This is a genomic window from Kribbella sp. NPDC049227, from assembly GCF_043197265.1.
Taxonomy (GTDB): domain Bacteria; phylum Actinomycetota; class Actinomycetes; order Propionibacteriales; family Kribbellaceae; genus Kribbella.
The window spans coordinates 504,382-523,675 of sequence record NZ_JBICST010000006.1 but is presented as its reverse complement, the minus strand read 5'-3'; the positions used below and the strand labels follow the sequence as shown (position 1 = coordinate 523,675).

16 protein-coding genes are annotated in these 19,294 nt (G+C 69.3%); 4 read left to right on the top strand and 12 right to left on the bottom strand.

Annotated features, from left to right (window positions below; translation table 11 throughout):
- The first annotated feature begins 64 nt into the window (after window positions 1-64).
- Complete coding sequence (locus ACGFH6_RS28550; protein WP_393390044.1) at window positions 65-1,408, top strand: CapA family protein; 1,344 nt, start codon at window positions 65-67, stop codon at window positions 1,406-1,408.
- Here ACGFH6_RS28550 and ACGFH6_RS28545 read toward each other — a convergent pair.
- Window positions 1,405-2,361 (bottom strand): M28 family metallopeptidase, encoded by a 957-nt coding sequence (locus ACGFH6_RS28545; RefSeq protein WP_393390041.1) that lies wholly within the window; start codon window positions 2,359-2,361, stop codon window positions 1,405-1,407. The two genes, ACGFH6_RS28550 and ACGFH6_RS28545, sit on opposite strands and share 4 nt — an antisense overlap.
- Window positions 2,362-2,491: 130 nt before the next feature.
- On the opposite strand from ACGFH6_RS28545, the gene ACGFH6_RS28540 reads away from it, so the two are divergent.
- Both ACGFH6_RS28540 and ACGFH6_RS28535 read left to right on the top strand, forming a co-directional pair.
- Window positions 2,492-4,258: a M1 family metallopeptidase gene (locus ACGFH6_RS28540; RefSeq protein ID WP_393390038.1), complete on the top strand. Its 1,767-nt coding sequence runs from the start codon at window positions 2,492-2,494 to the stop codon at window positions 4,256-4,258.
- Window positions 4,259-4,379: 121 nt separating this feature from the next.
- Entirely contained in the window at window positions 4,380-4,907 is a 528-nt protein-coding gene (locus ACGFH6_RS28535) for a TrmH family RNA methyltransferase (protein ID WP_393390035.1), read from the top strand.
- Window positions 4,908-5,030: 123 nt separating this feature from the next.
- Here ACGFH6_RS28535 and ACGFH6_RS28530 read toward each other — a convergent pair whose 3' ends face one another.
- Both ACGFH6_RS28530 and ACGFH6_RS28525 read right to left on the bottom strand, forming a co-directional pair.
- Window positions 5,031-5,411 carry a tautomerase family protein gene (locus ACGFH6_RS28530; protein WP_393390032.1) on the bottom strand — a complete coding sequence of 127 codons (381 nt, stop codon included), beginning with the start codon at window positions 5,409-5,411 and terminating at the stop codon, window positions 5,031-5,033.
- Window positions 5,412-5,420: 9 nt separating this feature from the next.
- Window positions 5,421-6,302, bottom strand: coding sequence for a GNAT family N-acetyltransferase (locus ACGFH6_RS28525; RefSeq protein ID WP_393390030.1), 882 nt, complete (start codon window positions 6,300-6,302; stop codon window positions 5,421-5,423).
- Window positions 6,303-6,391: 89 nt separating this feature from the next.
- On the opposite strand from ACGFH6_RS28525, the gene ACGFH6_RS28520 reads away from it, so the two are divergent.
- Window positions 6,392-7,069 (top strand): GntR family transcriptional regulator, encoded by a 678-nt coding sequence (locus tag ACGFH6_RS28520; protein WP_393390028.1) that lies wholly within the window; start codon window positions 6,392-6,394, stop codon window positions 7,067-7,069.
- Here ACGFH6_RS28520 and ACGFH6_RS28515 read toward each other — a convergent pair.
- The 9 genes from ACGFH6_RS28515 to ACGFH6_RS28475 all read right to left on the bottom strand — a co-directional run bounded on the left by ACGFH6_RS28515 (window position 7,051) and on the right by ACGFH6_RS28475 (window position 19,257).
- Window positions 7,051-8,808 carry a gamma-glutamyltransferase family protein gene (locus ACGFH6_RS28515; protein ID WP_393390025.1) on the bottom strand — a complete coding sequence of 586 codons (1,758 nt, stop codon included), beginning with the start codon at window positions 8,806-8,808 and terminating at the stop codon, window positions 7,051-7,053. The two genes, ACGFH6_RS28520 and ACGFH6_RS28515, sit on opposite strands and share 19 nt — an antisense overlap.
- Complete coding sequence (locus ACGFH6_RS28510; RefSeq protein ID WP_393390023.1) at window positions 8,805-9,788, bottom strand: ABC transporter ATP-binding protein; 984 nt, start codon at window positions 9,786-9,788, stop codon at window positions 8,805-8,807. The genes ACGFH6_RS28515 and ACGFH6_RS28510 overlap by 4 nt, the downstream gene beginning before the upstream one ends.
- The gene (locus tag ACGFH6_RS28505) at window positions 9,788-10,783 is read right to left on the bottom strand and encodes an ABC transporter ATP-binding protein (protein ID WP_393390020.1); all 996 of its coding nucleotides are present in this window, start codon (window positions 10,781-10,783) and stop codon (window positions 9,788-9,790) included. The genes ACGFH6_RS28510 and ACGFH6_RS28505 overlap by 1 nt, the downstream gene beginning before the upstream one ends.
- Window positions 10,780-11,661 (bottom strand): ABC transporter permease, encoded by an 882-nt coding sequence (locus ACGFH6_RS28500; RefSeq protein ID WP_393390017.1) that lies wholly within the window; start codon window positions 11,659-11,661, stop codon window positions 10,780-10,782. Before ACGFH6_RS28500 ends, ACGFH6_RS28505 begins: the two co-directional genes overlap by 4 nt.
- Window positions 11,661-12,614 carry an ABC transporter permease gene (locus ACGFH6_RS28495; protein WP_393390014.1) on the bottom strand — a complete coding sequence of 318 codons (954 nt, stop codon included), beginning with the start codon at window positions 12,612-12,614 and terminating at the stop codon, window positions 11,661-11,663. The genes ACGFH6_RS28500 and ACGFH6_RS28495 overlap by 1 nt, the downstream gene beginning before the upstream one ends.
- Window positions 12,615-12,663: 49 nt before the next feature.
- Window positions 12,664-14,358: an ABC transporter substrate-binding protein gene (locus ACGFH6_RS28490; RefSeq protein WP_393390011.1), complete on the bottom strand. Its 1,695-nt coding sequence runs from the start codon at window positions 14,356-14,358 to the stop codon at window positions 12,664-12,666.
- 183 nt (window positions 14,359-14,541) lie between these two features.
- Entirely contained in the window at window positions 14,542-15,042 is a 501-nt protein-coding gene (locus tag ACGFH6_RS28485) for a GNAT family N-acetyltransferase (RefSeq protein WP_393390008.1), read from the bottom strand.
- Between the two features lie 187 nt (window positions 15,043-15,229).
- Entirely contained in the window at window positions 15,230-16,426 is a 1,197-nt protein-coding gene (locus ACGFH6_RS28480) for an SWIM zinc finger family protein (RefSeq protein WP_393390005.1), read from the bottom strand.
- Window positions 16,423-19,257 carry an SNF2-related protein gene (locus ACGFH6_RS28475; protein WP_393390003.1) on the bottom strand — a complete coding sequence of 945 codons (2,835 nt, stop codon included), beginning with the start codon at window positions 19,255-19,257 and terminating at the stop codon, window positions 16,423-16,425. The genes ACGFH6_RS28480 and ACGFH6_RS28475 overlap by 4 nt, the downstream gene beginning before the upstream one ends.
- Window positions 19,258-19,294 lie beyond the last annotated feature (37 nt).

Here is a 19,294-nt window from a genome sequence, read left to right as displayed (position 1 = left end):
GCTAGCAACCACCCCGGTTCCCGCAACCGTCTTGTTCCTTGGCGAGTCTGGCTACCGTGGATCCATGGCGGTATGGCGGCGTCTCTCGCTGGCTGCTGCAGCGGCCGCCCTGGTCGCCTGCTCGGACAACACCACAACGCAGCCCCCGCCCAGCCCTTCGAGTACGCCGAAGTCTTCGCCGAGCCGTCCGCAACCGACTCCGACCGTCAGCGAAACCCAACCGCTCGTTCTCGTTATTCATCCGACCCGGGCGGCACGGGACATCGACCTGGCTACTGCGAGGGCGATCGCGCGGGGAACGACCAAGTCCTGGCGGGGATTCCGCGTCACGTCGTTTCGCGACGCGCAACGATCCACCAGCGCACTCGCCGTCGTGCCTGCTGCCGCGGTCGGGCCGAGTGTGAGGCCGCTGACGGTCGGCGGGATCGACCCGCTGAAGCAACCCGTGCGGTATCCACTCCGCACCTCGGGGCCGAAGCCTGCCGGGCCGGTCGTCGACGTGACGTTCGGCGGTGACGTCATGCTCGGCCGAAGGGTGGCGACCGCGGCGGCGCGGACCGGTGATGTGTCCAGTCCGCTGCGCTTCATCGGATCGAGGCTGGCCGCGGCCGACGTCACCGTCGTGAACCTGGAGAGCACCCTGTCCCGGGCAGGAACGGCACAGCAAGGCGGTGACTCTTTCGCCGCCCCACCAGGCGTGGTGAAGGGCCTGCGGGACGCCGGCGTCGATGTGCTGTCGTTGGCCAACAACCACACCGGCGACTTCCAGGATCGCGCCCTGCTGGAGACGGTTCGGTTGGTGCGGGCCGGTGGCCTCCAGCCGGTAGGGGCCGGAGGCAACGTCGCGGAGGCTGTCCGCCCGGCGATCGTCGAGCGTGATGGAGTCCGGTTCGGCTTCCTGGCGTTCAACGCGATCGGCGAGACGCCACGCGCGACGTCAACGAGTCCCGGTGCACTCAGCGTGCGGATGCCGCCACGGACAGGACCGCTGAACGCCGGCGACCTGGCGGCGCTCACGAAGGCGGTGGCAGCGTTGAAGTCCGCTGTCGACGTCGTCGTCGTACTTCCGCATTGGGGTCAGCAGTACACGCACACACCCGTTCCGGCGCAGCGGACGGTTGCGTCTGCACTGACCAAGGCTGGAGCGAATCTGGTGATCGGCGGGCATCCGCACTGGGTGCAGGACGTGCAGTTCCCGGCCGGGAAGGTGGTCGCGCACTCGCTGGGCAATCTGGTGTTCGACATGGACTTCTCCCAGCAGACCCAGGAGGGCGTCCTGCTGGAGCTCACCTACTGGGGCAAGACGCTCAAGGCCGCGCGGCTCACGCCGTACGTGATCGGTAGTGACTTCAGCCCGCGGGTCGTGACCGGCGCCCGGGCGGAGCAGATCCTGTCGGACATCCGCTAGTTGTCGAGCCAGGTGGTCACCACACGACCCATCCGGCCGAGCTGCGCGGGCGACACAACCCGAGGGAGGTCGCGGGCGCTGTGATACTCGGCGTAGGGCGTGCTGCCCAGCCGGACACCTGGTAGCCCGGCGCGGACGAACGACCAGTGGTCACTCGACCTGTTCACACACGCTCGACTCGGCACGCGAGCGCGCGCTGCGACGGTCCGAAGCTCGTTCCGCAGCGCGACGGCGTTCGCTTGAGCAGAGCAGATCGGTACGACGCTTCCTACGCCGACGCGGTCGAGGGACACCATGCCGCGAAGCGCTCTGCGTTGTGCGGGCGGCAGCGCGGCAACATAGGTGCGGGAGCCGTAGTGATGGCGGTTGTCGCCATCGCCGCGCGGCTCTTCGGCGCCGAAAGCAACAAAGATGGTCGGGAGCCTCGGAGCCCGACGTTGGTAGAGCTGAGCGGTGCCGAGCAGGACGGAGATGCCCGAAGCGTTGTCCTCGGCGCCGGGTGCCTGGGGGACTGTGTCCAGGTGGGCACCGACGATGCGGTGCGGCGCTGACGGTGTGAAGCCTGGTTTGGCGGCGATCAGGTTCCAGCTGGTGCCGGCGCGGACCGGGACTCCCCAGGAGACGCCTGAAGGCACGCGCACGGGCTGACGCGTGGTCTGGTATCCGGCGGCGCGGAAGCGCTGCTCCAGCCAGGTGAGAGCGCGCAGGTACGCCGGACTGGTCGCCTCACGTGGACCTAGGCCCGCGAGGTGGCCGACCGTCTGCAGTGCGGCGCGGCTGTCGAAGACAGCTGGGGCCGGCCGAGGGGTGGGCGCCAGAGTGGGCGTTGGAGTAGGCGCCGGTCGGGGTTGTGGTGCGCTCGAGGACGGTGCGGGGGAAGGGAGGCGTGGCGGGTCGCTGCTGGTGCACGCGGCGGCCAGCAGGACGAGGATGGCGGCCCACACGGCCCGCATGTCTCCATGGTGCCGGGCCGCACCAAGACAGCAGTGTTTTGGCACGGTGGTGCTGTTGGCCCAGATTGGCCGCCTGATCGTGCTCCAGCGTGGGTACTGTTCCCCGGACCACCTCTCTCGGGGAGACTCTGTGACGTACGACCGGCATTCCTATGCCGAACCTGCCTTGGTTCGGACCACCCACCTCGAGCTCGACCTCGAGCTGGACTTCGACGAGAAGGTGCTGGCCGGCACGGCCACGCACACGCTCGCCTGGACCGGCACCAGTGACCGGCTCGTGCTCGACACGCGTGATCTGACCGTGCTGGCGGTGGAGGGTGCGACGGCAGACGGCTGGGAGCCGCTCGAGTACAGCGTCGCCGTACCCGACAAGGAGCTCGGCTCCGCGCTGACGATCCGCACACCGCAGCACCAGCGGGTGCGCATCAGCTACCGGACCGCGCCGACAGCGACCGGTCTGCAGTGGCTGGAGCCGTCCATGACCGCGGGCGGCGTCATGCCGTTCATGTTCAGCCAGTCGCAGGCGATCCACGCTCGCAGCTGGGTGCCGGTGCAGGACACCCCGAGCGTCCGCTTCAGCTACGCCGCTCATGTCACCGCACCGCCCGAGCTGATGGTGTTGATGAGCGCTGACAACGGGACGACGTCCCGGCGTACCGGTTCGTACGACGTGGTGATGCCTGAGCCGATCCCGTCGTACCTGCTGGCGATCGCCGCGGGCGACCTGGTGTTCGAGCCGATCGGTGAGCGGTCCGGCGTGTGGGCCGAGCCGGAGATGGCCCGGCGGGCGGCGACCGAGTTCGCCGACACCGAGGAGATGATGCGGGTCACGGAGGCCCTTTTCGGGCCGTATCGCTGGGGCCGCTACGACATCCTCGTGCTGCCGCCGTCGTTCCCGTACGGCGGCATGGAGAACCCGCGGATGACGTTCGCGACGCCGACCGTGGTGATCGGTGACAAGTCGCTGGTCAGCGTGGTCGCGCACGAGTTGGCGCACAGCTGGTCCGGCAACCTGGTCACCCAGGACAGCTGGGATGACATCTGGCTGAACGAGGGCTTCACGTCGTACGTCGAGAACCGGATCGTCGAGGCGGTCTACGGCACCGAGTTCGCGGTGATGGAGACGGCGATCAAGCAGCACGCGACCGTGGTGAAGCTGGACCCGCTGACGCCGGCCGAGCTGGCGGTGGAGCTGCCCGGGCTGAACCACCGGTCCGAGTACCACGGCACGACCTCGTGCGGCCCGCTGAAGGGGTCATGGTTCCTGTCCTGGCTCGAGGAGCGGTTCACGCGCGAGGTGTTCGACCCGTTCCTGCGCGGCTATTTCGACCGGTTCGCGTTCCGCAGCATCAACTCCGAGGACTTCGTCGCGCACCTGCGCGAGCACCTGCTGGAGCCGCACCCGGGCGTCGTGACGGACGCCGAGGTCGCGGCGTGGCTGGACGAGCCAGGCATTCCGGCGTTCGCGGCGCGGGCGGTGTCGGAGCGCTTCGAGGCGGTCGACGAGGCGCGGGACAGGTGGCTCGGCACGGGCGAACTGCCGCAGGGCGCGGCGGCGTGGACGACGCAGGAGTGGCTGCGATTCCTGGACGCGGCGCCGGACGTGCTGGGTGCGGTGCAGTTGCAGCAGCTCGACCGGGAGTTCGGCCTGACCGGTACGGCGAACGGCGAGATCGCCCGCCGCTGGTACCAGATCGTTGCCGCCAGCAGCTACGAGGCGGCGTACGCCGAGCTGGCCGGGTTCCTCACGAACGTCGGCCGGATGAAGCTGGTCCTGCCGGTCTACCGAGCACTGGCCGGCACCGACCGCGAGTTCGCGGCCGAGGTCTTCGCCAAGGCCCGGCCCGGCTACCACCCCATCACCACCGCCGCCGTCCAGAAGATCCTCGGCGAGTGACTCCGCGAGCCCGGGCTCACGTAGACTGACCACGAATCGCAGTCAACGATGGCCCGGGCGCGCCGCGAAGCGTCTCGCTGATGACCAAGTTCCCCGCCGGGAGGGTTGTTCCCGCCGCTCGATGAGCGGCCCGCAGGTCCGGGTGCGTAGCCCGAAGGACCTCAGACACCAGCGCCGCCGGCGGTCCCACTCCTGCTGGGACCATCTGCTGATCGCGCCGTTGTGGCCGAAGTACGACGTCAACCTCGGCACGCTGTTGCGCACCTGCGACGCGGTCGGCGCCTGCCTCGCAGTACCGAAGCTGCCGTGGGTCCCGGACGCGCTGGCTCGCGGCAACACGCTGCGCCGACGCACCTGCGTGCACTGGACCGGGCACGATCCGGTCCGCTGGTTGGTAGACCAGAAGACCCGCGACAACACCACGGTCATCGGCGTCGAGTTGGTAGACGAGTCCATCCGCCTCGCCGACCTCCCACCCGCCCGAACCCGCACCATCGCAGTGCTGGGACACGAACGCACCGGCATCCCACCCGAAGCCCTGGACGAGCTGGACCTGGCCGTGGAAATCCCCATGCTTGGCACCGGAGCCAGCCTCAACGTCGCGGTCGCCGGCTCCCTGGTCCTGTACCGGCTCGCCGGCTTGCTCTAGCACCCACCACCCGATCAGCGTGCAGCTCGACAGGACGTGTCCTCTGGATTCGTCGATCGGCCTGGCCCGGTGAGTCTCACCAGTCCGGGTCACCGGCGACACATCCTGTCGAGCTGCACAGGCCTACAGGTACTGCGCCTCGCCGTCGCCGAAAGACCAGTCAGACGACGCGTTCTCAGTCAGCGTGATGAGGACGTTGCTCGGGTCGGTGCCGGTGTAGTCGTGGACGAGCTCGGCGATCCGGCGGTACATCGCCTGCTTGACCTCGTCAGGTCGGCCGGCTCGCAGCGTGATGGCGATGAACACGACATCGTCGTCGCGCTCGATGCCGGGGAAGCCGCCGTACCGCAGGGTGCTGGTCGCGCCGTCGTGGCTGGTGAGCACCTGGAAGAGATCGTCGGGCGGGATGCCGATCGTCTCGACCAGCGCGTCGTGCACCGCGCGGCCGAGGCCGGCGAGACGGTCGGGGCCGCCCCGGAGGACGTCGATCCGGATCAGGGGCATGCCGACATACTAGTAGGTACAGACGTCCAGGGTGCAGCGGTGGATGGTCTCGGTCGGTCGGTAGCCGAGGTGGTTGTTGACTCGCTGCATCGGCAGGTTCGTGCTGACCGTGTCGGTCAAGAGGCCGTCGAGGTCGGGGAAGTGGGTGCGGACCGAGCGGATCTGCTCGGCCTTCATCCACAGGGCGAGACCGCGACCACGGTGCGCCGGGAGGACCGCGGTGCCGTAGTGCTGCGCATCGCCCTTGCCGTTCCCCGGTACGACGAGTTCGGTGAAGCCCACGATCGTCCCGGTCGACCTGTCCACGGCCGCCACCGTGGACAGGTGATCACCGCGCTGCTCGATCACCTGGGCCGCGTGCCGGGTCCGATCCACGTCCCACGTGTCAGCGCCGTACGTGATGTCGCCGGACGGCGCGTCGTCCATTCCGGACCGCGCGTCCGTGAACGTCTGCGCCAGCTCGTCAGGCACGACGCCCGCCCACGACTGCAACCGGTAGCCCGGGTCCTGAGGAACGATCAGTACGGCGTCGTTGAGGTCGGCCAGCCGCAGACGCGCGTAGACGAGCGTCAGGCCGATCGTGAAGCCGCGTGCCGTGAGGAAGCGGTACGCCGGGGAGTCGTCCGGAACGTCGGCCAGGATGGTCCGGACCTCGTGCGCACGGGCCGCGGCGACGACCGCGTCGAGGAGACGGGCGCCGATGCCGCGGCGGCGCTCGGCCGGGTGCACGTTCAGTTCGAGCTCGGCCAGATGGGCATGGGACTCGCGGCTGTTGAGCCGGAGGAAGGCCGACCCGACCGGGTTGCCGTCGGCGTCCGCGGCGAGCCAGGCGATCCGGCGGCTGAACGGCCGGAAGTCGGGATCCGTCAGGGGAGTCAGCGTGATGCTCAAGGCGGCAACATATCGCGCTGGTGGATCACGTGCCCTGGCTCGCTCCATCGGCTACCGTGCTTCGGAGCCGACGGGGAGAGGAGCACCGGGTGGATCAGCCGGGTGGGGCCAAGATACGGACGATCGGTGCGGACCATGTCGCCTTGCGCGAGCAGGTGCTGACGGAGCTGCGCCGCCGGATCGTGGACGGCGAGTACGGGCAGGGTGAGCGGCTGACCGAGACCCGGCTGGCGGACGACTTCGGGGTGTCGCGCAACCCGGTGCGTGAGGCGCTGCGGGTGGTGGAGGCCGAGGGCTTCGTCCAGATCCTGCCGCGGCGTGGTGCGGTGGTCGCCACCCTCGACGACACCGCCGTACGCGACCTGTTCGCCGTACGGCAGCAACTGGAGACGCTGGCCGCCGGACTTGCGGCCGAGCGCGCTGACGCCGACGACGTGGCCCGGTTGCGGCGGCTGCTCGACGACGCGAACAAGGCCAGCGAGGCCAAGGATTTCGACCAGCTCGCCGAGCTGAACAGCGCGTTCCACCGCGCGGTGATCGAGGTCAGCGGCAACCGCTGGCTGCACTCGATCTCGGTGGCGATGTATCACCACGTCCACTGGGTGTTCCGCGTCGGCGCCGCCCAGCGGGCGCCACACTCCACGGAGGAGCACATCCGTCTGGTCGACGCCATCGCAGCCAAGGATCCGGACGCCGCCAGCACCGCAGCCGGCCTGCACGTGGCGGCTGCGGCGAAGGCGGCTCTGGGTCAGCGTCCTACCGCGTAGCCCTGCATCCCGCGGGGGTTGGCGGCCGCGGCCAGCACGCCATCGGCCTCCTTGCGTACGGCGCACAGCCGGCCGAGGCTCCACGCATCGGCGTCGGTGACGACGTGCCCACGGCGTACCAGGTCGTCGCGGACGGCTGAGCCGAGGCGGCTCTCCATCACCAGACCGCCGGGCTCGGTCGCCCGCGGGTAGAACGACGACGGGAAGCCAGTGGTGTGCCAGGCGGGTGCGTCGATCGCCTCCTGCAGATCCATGCCGGCGCCGAGGTGCCGCAGCAGGAAGAGCAGCTGCCACTGGTCCTGCTGGTCGCCACCTGGCGAACCGCAGGCCATCACCGGCTGCCCGTCGCGCAGTACGAGCGTCGGCGTCAGAGTGGTCCGCGGACGTCTGCCGGGTGCGAGCGACGCGGGCAGTCCCTCCTCGAGCCAGAACATCTGTGCCCGGCTGCCGAGACAGAACCCGAGCTCCGGAATCGTCGGCGACGACTGCAGCCAACCGCCACTGGGCGTGGCGGAGATGATGTTGCCCCAGCGGTCGATCACGTCGACGTGGCAGGTGTCGCCCCGCGTCACTCCGTCCGAGGAGACGGTCGGCTCACCGGTCGTGGCGTCGCCGAGGTCATTGCCCACGGCAATCGAATGGAGCACTGGCGACCGGCCGTCCGGACGGCCGGGACGAAGTTCGCGCGTTGCCTCCGGACCGACCAGCTTCGCGCGCTCCGCGGCGTACGCGGGGGAGAGGAGCGTCTTCAGCGGTACGTCGGCGTCGTCGCCGTACCAGGCCTCGCGGTCGGCGTACGACAGCTTCATCACCTCGACGGTGGTGTGTACGCCGTCCGCGCTGTCCAGGTCGACGTCGCCGAGCTCGGCCAGTACGGCGAGCGACTGCAGCAGAGCCGGACCTTGGCCCCAGGGTCCGGTCTTGGCGACGGTGTAGCCGTTCCAGTCCAGCGTGGCCGGGTCCTCCCAGCTCGCCTGGAACGCGGCCATGTCGTCGCCCGTGATGAGTCCGGCGTGGTCCTCGCCGCTGGAGTCTCGATGCGGCAGCTTGGAGAACTTGTCGACCGCTTCGGCGACGAAGCCTTCACGCCAGGTCTTGCGGGCCCGCTCGACCTGCGCCTGCCGATCCGCGCCGGCCGCTTCGCCCTCGGTGACCAGTCGCTCGAGGGTGGCGGCGTACGCCTCGTTGCGGAACATGCCGGTCGGCGGTCGCCCGTCACGCAGCCAGAGTGCGGCAGACGTCTTCCAGTTCGCCTCGAAGAGCTCCTGCACGGTGCTGACCGTCTCACCGACCCGCGGCACCAGCGGGTGGCCGTTGCGCGCGTAGTCGATGGCCGGCTCGAGTACGACGCGCAGCGGCAGGGTGCCGTGGTCGTGCAGCAGGAGCAGCCAGGCGTCGACCGCACCGGGCACCGTCGCCGCCAGCGGTCCAGAGCCGGGAACGAGCGTCAGGCCGAGCGAGGTGTAGTGGTCGATCGTCGCGCCGGCCGGAGCGACGCCCTGACCGCACAGCACGCGCGGTGTGGGGTCGTCGGCGGTCGCGACGATCCCCGGAACCTCACCACCTGGGCCGTTGAGGTGCGGCTCCACCACGTGCAGCACGAACCCCGCGGCCACGGCGGCGTCGAACGCGTTGCCGCCGAGCTCGAGGATGCGCATCGCCGACTGGGACGCCAGCCAGTGCGTGGACGAAACCATCCCGAACGTGCCGCGCAGCGTGGGCCGGGTGGTGAAGGTCATCGGGCAACTCCCTCTCCAGTACGAACATCGGGACCGGTGCCGTTGTCGTCGACCAGATGACAGGCGACCTGGTGTCCACCTTCTCCGATCACGCGCGGCTCCGGGATGACTGTCCGGCATGTGTCGACCGCTACCGGACATCGGGTGTGGAATCGGCACCCGGACGGCGGGTCGATCGCCGACGGCAGGTCGTCACCGAGCAGCACGGGCCTCCGCGCCCGCTGCTCGGCCGGATCGGGCACGGGCGCAGCGGACAGCAGCGCCTGCGTGTAGGGATGCGCCGGTACGCCGAAGATGCGTGAACGCGGGCCTTGTTCGACCAGTTGCCCCAGGTACATCACGGCGACCTCGTCGGCCAGGTACTCGACGGCGGACAGATCGTGAGTGATGAAGAGGCAGGCGAAGCCGAGGTCGCGCTGAAGGTCGGCGAGCAGGTTGAGGACCGACGCCTGGACCGACACGTCCAGTGCGCTGGTCGGTTCGTCCGCGACCAGGAGACGCGGCTCTGAGATCAGAGCGCGAGCGATGCTGACGCGCTGACGCTGCCCTCCGGACAGCTCGTGTGGTGAGCGCTGGGCGACCTCTGGGCGCAGTCCGACGCGACGCAGTGACTCGGACACCTTGGCTGAGATGTCTTTGCGGTGCATGAGCCGCAGTGGCTCTCCGACGATGTCTCCGACGGACAGCCGCGGGTCGAGTGAGCCCGCCGGGTCCTGGAAGACGATCGACACGTTCCGGCGGTGTGGACGCAGTTGCCGGCGGGTGAGGTGCGTGACATCGGCATCAGCGAGTCGGACCGTCCCACCCGTCGGCTCCAGCAGCCGGACGATGCAGCGTCCCACCGTGGACTTCCCGGAGCCGCTCTCACCGACCAGAGCGACCACAGAGCCTTGGCGGATCCGCAGTGTCACGCCGTCGACCGCTCGGACCGGACCGAAGTGCATGACGAGGTCTTCTACCTCCAGAGCGAGGGTGCTCATCAGACCTCCACTGATTCTCTGACCGGGTTCCAGCACGCGACCCGGTGGTGACCAGGCGTCAGGTCGGGCTCGGTCGCCGTACAGGTGTCGATTGCTCGTGGGCAGCGGTCGGCGAACGTGCAAGCGTCCGGCTGTTGGGTTAGGACCGGCACCAGACCCGGGATCTCGTTGAGCCGATGGCTCTCCGCGTGGCGACCGGCGGCGGGTGAGGCACCGAGCAGACCGGCCGTGTAGGGGTGCTGCGGATGCGCGAACAGTTCGTGCACGTCGGCTGTCTCGACGACGCGTCCGGCGTACATGACCGCCACCCGGTCGGCGAGATCCGCGACCACTCCGAGGTCGTGCGTGATCAGGACGATGCTGGTCCCGAGCCGTTCGCGCAGCTCCCGCAGTACGTCGAGGATGCCGGCCTGGATCGTGACGTCGAGCGCGGTGGTCGGCTCGTCGGCGATCAGTACCTTCGGATCGCAGGCGACCGCCATCGCGATCATCACGCGCTGGCGCATGCCGCCGGACAGTTGGTGCGGGTAGTCGCTGATGCGGCGCTCGGCCGACGGGATGCCGACAAGCTTGAGGAGCTCGATCGAGCGGTCCCGGGCAGCCTGGCGGTTCAGTCCGATGTGCGTGCGCAGGACCTCGCCGATCTGGTGCCCGACCGTGAAGACCGGGTTCAGCGACGTCATCGGCTCCTGGAAGATGTACGCCACCTCGCGGCCGCGGATCATACGGAGCGTACGTTTGTCGGCGCCGATCAACTCGACCCCGTCCAGCCGCACCGAGCCGTCGACCGTGGCGGTGCGGGGGAGCAGCCCGGCCAGGCTCATCGCGGTCACGCTCTTGCCGCAGCCGGACTCGCCGACGACCGCGAGGACCTCGCCGTCGCCGACCTCGAAGCTGACCCGGTCGACGGCTGACACCAGGCCGTCCTCGGTCCGGAAGGTGACGGAGAGGTCGTTCACCTGGAGAACCGGAGCTGTGGTGATTCCTGCAGTCATCGGCGGCTCGCTTTCGGGTCGAGCGCGTCGCGCAGGCTGTCGCCGACGACGTTGAACGCCAGCGTCAGCAGCATGATCGCGACGCCGGGCATCACCGCGGCCCACGGTGCGCGGGACGCGAACTGCTGAGCATCGGCCAGCATCGTGCCGAGGCTCGGTGCCGGTGGCTGGATGCCGAGACCGAGGAACGACAGCACTGCCTCGCCCAGGATCGCGGCGGGGAGCCCGACCGTGGTCTGGACGATGACCACCGAGGCCGCGTTCGGGAGGATGTGCCGACCCATCACCCAGGCGTCTCCGGCACCCTCGACAATCGCGGCCGCGACGAAGTCCAGTGACTTGAGCCGCAAGGTCTCGGACCGGACGATCCGGATCATGCCGGGGATCTGCGCGATCCCGATCGCGATCGCCGCGTTGCCGAGGCTGGCACCGCGGATCGCGGCCAGTCCGACCGCCAGGATCAGGAACGGGAACGCGAGCACGAGATCGGTCATCCGCGAGATCAGCGCGTCGATCGCCCGGAAGTACCCGGCCAGCAGGCCGAGCGGTACGCCGACCACCAGCGAGGTCGCGACCGCGAGCAGTGCGACGTGGAGCGAGGCTCGCAGGCCGAACATGATCCGGGACAGCACATCGCGGCCGAGGTCGTCGGTGCCGAGCAGGTGCCCCGCCGTACCCGGGGGCGCGAAGGCCTGACCGAGATTGGTCTGGGTCGGTTCGTGCGGTGCCAGCCAGGGCGCGAACACCGCCATGATCACCGCGATCACGAGCACCACGAGACCGCTGATCGCGAGCGGGTTGCGGAGAATCCGCCGTACCACCTTGCGGCGGTTGCTGCGCAGCGGAGTACCGGCGGGGATTGCTTCAGCGACGGCCATCACGCATCACCTCGCACGCGGATCCGCGGGTCGATCACGGAGTACAGCAGGTCAACCAGCAGATTGATCACGATGTACGCCGTCGCGGTCACCAGGACGACCGCCTGGATCACGGGGTAGTCGCGCTGGAACACCGCATCGACGGTGAGCTTGCCGAACCCTGGCAGGGCGAAGATGCGCTCGGTGACGACCGCACCAGAGATCAATGCACCGAGCTGCAGGCCGACGATCGTGACGACCACGATCAGGCTGTTGCGCAGGGCATGCTTGCCGATCACCGACTTGGGCGGTAGGCCCTTCGCCTCGGCCGTCCGGATGTAGTCGGCCGAGAGGGCGTCGAGCATCGACGATCTGGTCTGCCGCATGATGACCGCGGCGAGTCCGGTGCCGAGGATCAGCGCGGGCAGCACCAGGTGGTGCAGGTTGCCGGCCGGGTCGCTGAAGAACGGTACGAAGCCGGACGCCGGGAAGAGGCCGAGGGCAACGGACAGGTACAGGATCGCCATCAGGCCGAGCCAGAAGTGCGGCACCGACAGGCCGAGCAGCGCCAACCCGTTGGCCGCCCACTCGGCCGGACGGCCGCGGCGGACAGCCGCGACCACCCCTGCGCCGACACCGATCAGGCTGGCGATCAGGATCGCCAGCACCGACAGCTCGATCGTCACCGGCAACGCGCTGCCGATCATCCCGCGCACCGGCGCACCGGTCCGGATCGACTGGCCCAGGTCGCCCCGGGCCGCGTGACTGACGAACTGCCAGAACTGCACGAGCCACGACTGGTCCAGCCCGTACTGCTCCCGGATCGCCCGCAACGACTCCGGATCCCGGTCCTCACCGGCCAGGGCGAGCGCCGGGTCACCCGGCAACGCCCGTACGCCGGCGAAGACCACGATCGTTGCCAGCACCAACGTGACGGCCGACTGCCACAACCGATGGAAGAGGTATCGCCTCACGAACCCCACCACCTCGCTCGGTCCCGCCGCCCGCCGGCGGAGAGAACGCTCACTTGGCGAATCCGGCGAACGCCGTCCGGATCACGCCGTCCGGGAAGGTCTGGACGCCCAGGAGCTTCTTCGAGACGCCGGTCAGGTTGCGCTGGCGGTACATGTAGATCAGCGGGTCGTCCTCCTGCAGCTTGGCCACGACATCGCCGTACAGCTTGATCCGCTGCGCCTTGTCGGTGGCCTGCCGCGCGTCGGTCAGCAGCTTGTCCACGTCGGGGCTGCTGTAGCCGGCGACGTTCTGGCTGCCTTCCGAACCGACGAAGTTGTAGATGTTCGCGTCCGGGTCGACCCGGCCGGACCAGCCGAGCTGCAACAGCTCGAAGTCACCGCGGTCCTGCTGGTCCAGCAGGGAGGCGTACTCGACCGGCTTGATCTCCAGCTCGAACCCGCCGTCCTTCACCATCGCCTGCAGCGCCTGCGCGAGCCGCAGACTGTCCGGGTTGTTGGAGGTGATCATGCTGACCTTGTACGGCGTGGCCACGCCGGCGTCGGCCAGCAGTTGCTTCGCCTTCGCTGGATCGTGCGGCGGGCAGACCTGCGCGGCGTCGGAGGTGAACTCGCTCTTCGGCGAGACCGGCGAGCAGGCGACCGTGTTCAGCCCGTTGAAGATCGACTTCACCAAGGCCTCACGGTCGATCGACAGCGCCAGGGCCTGCCGGACCCGCGGGTCCTTCGCGATCGGGGTGTCGAGCTGCTTGAGCGGCTTGCCGATGCCGTTCGCGTTCGCGACGTTGATGGTCAGGCCCTGGTACCCGAGCGACTGCGACTGCAGCACGGTCATCGTGCTGTCCTTCTGCAGCTGCGGAGCGTCCTGCGTCGACAGCGAGTCGGCGATCTGCGCGTCACCGGACTTCAGGTTGGCCGAACGGATGCTGGAGTCGGTGATGATCCGGTACTCGATCGCGTCCAGGTGCACCTTGGCGGCGTCGTAGTACAGCGGGTCCTTGACGACCTTGATCGAGTTCTGCGCGACCCGGCTGGCGAACTTGAACGGTCCGACACACACCGGTGCGTTAGAGAAGTTCGCGCCGAGCTTCGACACCGCGGCCGGGCTCAGCACCATGCCGGCTCGGTCGGCCAGCGCGGCGGTCAGCGGGGCGAACGGCTTCGACAGCTTGATCACCACGGTGTTCGGGTCCGGCGTATCGATCGAGGTGATCGGGCCGAGTTCGCTCTTGCGGCCGGAGCCGGCGATCGTCAGGCCGCGCTCGATCGAGATCTTCACCGCGTTGGAGTCCATCGTCCCGCCGTCGGCGAACTTCACGCCCTGCTTCAGCGGGATGGTCAGACTCAGTCCGTCGGCGGAGATGGTCGGCAGCGCGGTGGCCAGTTGCGGCACGACCTTCGCGTCCGGGCCGAGGTCGTACAACTTCTCGCACATGGTGTGGAAGACGTAGCGCGAGTACAAGCTGCGCGACAGCGACGGGTCCAGCTTGTCCGGGTCCGCGGACAGCGCGACCGTGAGTGTGCCGCCCTGCTTGACCTGTGCCGGGTCGGCCGGGTCGCCGAAGACGTCCTGGTCGCCCGCCGACTGGGTTTCCCCGCCCCCGTCGTTGCCGGCCGGCTCGACGGGAGAGCAAGCCGTTCCGACGAGCGCGAGCGCGATCACCCCCACCATGGTTCCGGCGACCATCGGGCGGCGGCGGTAGCTCCTGCTGGAGCGGTTCAGTAAGGACGGAAGTCGACGAGTCATCGGGTGCTCCTGAGTAGGCGGTCTCGTCGACTGTTTCATGTATACAAGGCAGGTGCGCAAGTGATTCGGCGAGTTTGACTGAACCTTTTACGACCGCCCGCCGTACTCACTGTCGATCGCTCGAGTGCCGACCGCCGCGTGGCCGCCGGAGACTGGGTTACGCCCCGGCGGCCCCGCGATCGATCAGGCCGTCACTGGATACGTGAGGTCACCAGTGGGCGGTCGCTGATCACCGAGGGCGAGCGCCATCAGGTTCGGTCCGTCGTACTGCGGATGGTGGATGCCGAACTCGGTTGCCTGCCGGAATCCGAACCTCGGGTAGTACGTGTCGTGACCGAGCACGATGACGGTCTGCTCATCACGATCACGCGCGGTGTCGAGCGCCGCGATGACGGCCGCGCTCCCTGCGCCTTGTCGCTGGTACGCCGGAAGTGCGGCGACCGGACCCAGGGAGAGGATCGGGGTGTCGCCGACGTGGGCGCGGGTGAGGAGTGCGTAGGCAACCGGTCGGTCGTCCGGTGTGGTTGCCACGAGCGACAACCCTGGCAGGTTGGCGATCGGGTCCGAACGCAGGGCATCGAGGAAGTCGACCTCGAACTGGCGGCCGAAGGCCTGCCGGGTGATGTCACGGACCGTGTCGGCGTCGGCCGGCGTCTCGGCGCGGGTGTTCCAGGTGATGGACAACGGAGAAGTCCCTTTCGGGCAAGGGGTTCCGCCGGTCTTGGTCAGACGGAACCCGGGGTGGGTTGGATGAGCGTGTCTGCTGCCGGGCATGCGGCAGCACTCGTTCGCGCCGACATCAACCCACCTCCTCGTTGCTCCGAAGTTCCCGTCACCCTAGCCAGGTTGTCAGGTGGTCGCACCGGATTTACTACTCGGTGGCCAGGGCGGTGAGTGGATCGGTGGTGGCGGGTGCCGTTGGGGTCCAGGTGTCGTCGACCAGGCGATACGGGTGCCAGCGGCCGTGATGGTCGAGTCTGAGCTGGGTGTCCGGGCCGAGGGTGAGGCGGTTGCCGAGGACCTGGATGGTGAGCTCGTCGTCTGCGGCAAGCAGTTCGGTCCGGGCGCGGGCGAGCTCGGCGGGATCGGGTGTCCAGGTGTGCTCGAGGACGTCGAGGCCGGACGCTCCGCCGTACCGCCAGGCTTGGATGCCCAGGGCAAGCTCTTCGCTCCGGCCGGTGGCGTTGGCCAGAGTGTCACTCAGCTCGGGGAAGTCCGCGGCCAGTCGTACTGCGTCCTGCCATTCGTCGAGCCTTTGCGGCTCGGTTGTGCAGTGCAGCAATGCGTTCAACAACGCGCGAGCCCGCCGAGCCGCATCCAGCACGAGCAGCTGCAACGTGGTCGGCCCGAACCCTGCCGGCGGCTCGATCCCACTCACCGCCAGCTCGTCGGCGACGACCTTCCCCGGCAACTCCGGAACGTCGGGCAGCGCGCCGACCGGAGTCGCGAGTACGTCGTGCAGTGATGCGCCGGCCTCGTCGGCTTCGTCAGCTTCGTCAGCCGGTGCCGTTTGGCTCCTCGTTTGCAGTTGGTCGAGCAGATCGTCGCGGGAGGTGCCGCGGAGAAGGAGGAGGACGAACGGGTCGGAGTCGAGCAGCCAGGCGACTTGGTAGCAGAGGCCGGCCGCGTGCCGGCAGGGGAGTTCCCAGCCGTCGCAGGTACAGCTGGGGTCGAGGTCGCCGATCCCGGGGAGCAGCGAGACGCCCGCGTCGGCGGCCGCTTCCACCAGGTCGTGCGGCATCTCGCCGTCGAGGAGCGCCGCGATGTGACCCGCGCGAGCGGCCACCTGATCGAGGAAGCGGCTCCAGTCGGAGTCACTCAGCTCATCGACGCGAACGACGGCCTCGAAGGTGTCGTCGGGGGAGTAGACGGTCGCCGCGATCCGGCCCGGGCTGATCGTGATCGTCCCGACCTGACCGGAGTTCGCGTACCGCCGTCCCCTCCGCAACTGGTCCGCATCGAGCGAAGTGTCCTCGAGCGCCTGCACCCACGCCCGCGCCCACCACGACCGCCCTCGAGTACTCCGCCGCTGTGCCGGAAAGGCAGGAAATCCCCGAGCCTCCGTCATCGCGCACCTCTGAGCTCTACGAGGTCGGCGAGTTCGGTGTCGGAGAGTTCGGTGAGGGCGGCCTCGCCGCCGGTCAGGACGGCTTCGGCGAGTTCACGCTTGCTGCTCAGCATCGCGGCGATGCGGTCCTCGATGGTGCCTTCGGCAATCAAGCGGTGCACCTGCACCGGCCGGGTCTGCCCGATCCGGTACGCGCGGTCCGTCGCCTGATCCTCGACCGCCGGATTCCACCACCGGTCGTAGTGCACGACGTGATCCGCCCGCGTCAGGTTCAGCCCGGTCCCGGCCGCCTTCAACGACAGCAGGAACACCGGCACCTCGCCGTCCTGGAACCGCTCGACCATCTCCTCACGCTTCGGCACCGGCGTCCCACCGTGCAGTAGTTGCGTACCGATGCCGCGGCCGGCCAGATGCCGCTCGAGCAGCCGCGCCATCGCGACGTACTGCGTGAAGACCAGGACCGCGCCGTCCTCGGCCACGATCGTCTCGAGCAGTTCGTCGAGCAGTTCGAGCTTCCCGGACCGTCCGTTCAGGCGCGCGTCGTCGCCTTCCTTCAGGTACTGCGCCGGGTGGTTGCAGATCTGCTTGAGTCCGGTCAGCAACTTCACGATCAGCCCGCGCCGAGCCATCCGGTCGCTGGCCTGCACCTCCGCCATCAGCTCGCGAACCGTTGCCTCGTACAACACCACCTGCTCACGCGTGAGGGACACCGGCTGATCGGTCTCCGTCTTCGGCGGCAGCTCGGGCGCGATGCCCGGATCGGACTTGCGGCGCCGGAGCAGGAACGGCCGCACCAGCTTCGCCAGCCGCTCCGCGACCTCCTCGTCCTTGTCCGCCTCGATCGGCGCCGCCCACCGATTCCGGAACGTCCCGAGCCGGCCGAGCAGACCGGGCGTCGTCCAGTCGAGGATCGCCCACAGCTCGGACAGGTTGTTCTCCACCGGGGTCCCGGTCAACGCGACCCGCGCCTGCGACGGCACGGTCCGCAACGCCTTCGCCGTACTCGACGACGGGTTCTTCACATGCTGCGCCTCGTCGGCAACGACCATCGCCCACCGATGACCAGCCAGCCGTACGGCGTCACGCCGCAAGGTGCCGTACGTCGTCAGCACGAAGCCGTGCTCGGCGTCGTCGAGCGATCTCGAGGAACCGTGGAAGCGACGTACCGGGGTGCCTGGCGCGAAGCGCTGGACCTCGCGCTCCCAGTTGCCGAGCAGGGAGGCCGGACAGACCACGAGGGTGGGGCCTGCGGTGGCGGTCGACTCCTGGCGGTGCAGGTGGAGCGAGATGAGTGTGATCGTCTTGCCCAGACCCATGTCGTCGGCCAGGCAGCCGCCGAGTCCGAGCGAGGTCATCCGGGCGAGCCACCGCAGACCGCGCAGCTGGTAGTCGCGCAGGGTGGCGTGCAGTCCGGCCGGCGCCTCGATCGGTTCGTCGGCGCGGTCCGGGTCGGCGATCCGGGCGCGCAGATCGGCGAGCCAGCGGGTCGGCTCGATCGTGACTTGGCGGCCGTCGATCTCGGCGCTGCCGGTGAGCGCGGCGCTGAGGGCATCGATCGCGGTGACTGGTTTGAGGATCCGCTCGCGGGCCTTCCGAGCGAGGTCGGGGTCGATCAGCATCCACTGGTCGCGGAGCCGGACCACCGGTCGGGTCGCTTCAGCCAGCCGATCCATCTCTGCCTCGGTCAGTGGCTCGCTGTCAGGGTCATTGCCGAGAGCAACCTGCCAGCTGAAGTCGAGGGTGGCCTCGCCGCCGAAGAAGCTCGGCAGGTCGCTGGGCGGTCCGTCCGACGACGTGATCGCGGCCCGAGCGGTCAGCGCACGCCCGAGGCTGCGTGGCCAGTGCAGATCCACCCCGGCCGCCGTCAGCCGCTGCGCCGATCCCGCCAGCAGCTCACCGACCTCCTCATCGGCCAGCTCCATCCGATCCGGTACGGCGGAGTCCAGGAGACGACCCAAGGGCGCCCACACGCGGGCGGCCCGCCGGATCGCCAGCGTCGCGTCGATCCGCGCCCGCGGACCGAACCCGGCGACGTCCTCGGCCCAGACGTCGTTCGCGTCCCGCACCAGAGTCGGGTCCTTCAGGCTGTGCAGTTGCACTACCGCCGAGAACGCCAGGGAGTCGGCCATCTCGATCCGCAACGAGATCCGCACCCCGGTGTCCAAGCCCACCGACACCTCGTCGGCCCACGACCGCAACCGCTCCGCCCGCTGCGGGGTGGACGCGGCGAACAGCCCGGTCTGATGTGCCTTCGCGGCAGCCGGCGACCGCGGCATCCCATCCGCAACAGCATCCACGAACGCCCGCACCAAGTCCTCAGCAACAGGCAACCGCACCCTACCGGGAGCCCCGATCGGCGCCGGATCACCCGACGGGGGAGCGGTCGGGGCTGGTTCGAGCGGGAGGGCTCGGGCTGACGGGGGCATGGCCTCGGCGAGCTCGAGGAGGCGAGTGACGTCGGCGGCATCCAGCGGGCCGGCGCGCCAGGCGTCGTGGCCGGCGGGGGAGACGCCGGGAAGAAGCTTGCCCCGGGCCACCAACTGCAATGCGATCAGCGAGGCGCCGCCCCAGAAGGCCGCCGACGGATGAGCGCCGGGCGCGCGCCGCGCTCGGCCCAGCACCGGCACGGCCTCCGCGACGGTCAGCTCGATCGCACGGACCGAGCGCGGCTCCGCGTCGACGACCAGCTCCAACTCCGTCTGCTCACCAACGCCCAGCGGAAGCCGCTCACCGTCCGGATCCCAGAACGCGATCCTGCCCTCCCGCGGCGGATCGGCCGGCTTGAACACCACCGCACACCCCGCGAGCTCCTGCTGCCCCGTACCCGCCAACCCGACGTCCTCCCTAACGACTACTCATGCGATCCGC

Bases quoted from the DNA above. Each gene is read 5' to 3' on its own strand.
- ACGFH6_RS28505 (WP_393390020.1), bottom strand. From the start codon at position 10,783: ATGACTGCAGGAATCACCACAGCTCCGGTTCTCCAGGTGAACGACCTC.
- ACGFH6_RS28480 (WP_393390005.1), bottom strand. From the start codon at position 16,426: ATGACGGAGGCTCGGGGATTTCCTGCCTTTCCGGCACAGCGGCGGAGT.
- ACGFH6_RS28550 (WP_393390044.1), top strand. From the start codon at position 65: ATGGCGGTATGGCGGCGTCTCTCGCTGGCTGCTGCAGCGGCCGCCCTG.
- ACGFH6_RS28530 (WP_393390032.1), bottom strand. From the start codon at position 5,411: ATGCCCCTGATCCGGATCGACGTCCTCCGGGGCGGCCCCGACCGTCTC.
- ACGFH6_RS28545 (WP_393390041.1), bottom strand. From the start codon at position 2,361: ATGCGGGCCGTGTGGGCCGCCATCCTCGTCCTGCTGGCCGCCGCGTGC.
- ACGFH6_RS28500 (WP_393390017.1), bottom strand. From the start codon at position 11,661: ATGGCCGTCGCTGAAGCAATCCCCGCCGGTACTCCGCTGCGCAGCAAC.
- ACGFH6_RS28490 (WP_393390011.1), bottom strand. From the start codon at position 14,358: ATGACTCGTCGACTTCCGTCCTTACTGAACCGCTCCAGCAGGAGCTAC.
- ACGFH6_RS28535 (WP_393390035.1), top strand. From the start codon at position 4,380: ATGAGCGGCCCGCAGGTCCGGGTGCGTAGCCCGAAGGACCTCAGACAC.
- ACGFH6_RS28515 (WP_393390025.1), bottom strand. From the start codon at position 8,808: ATGACCTTCACCACCCGGCCCACGCTGCGCGGCACGTTCGGGATGGTT.
- ACGFH6_RS28510 (WP_393390023.1), bottom strand. From the start codon at position 9,788: ATGAGCACCCTCGCTCTGGAGGTAGAAGACCTCGTCATGCACTTCGGT.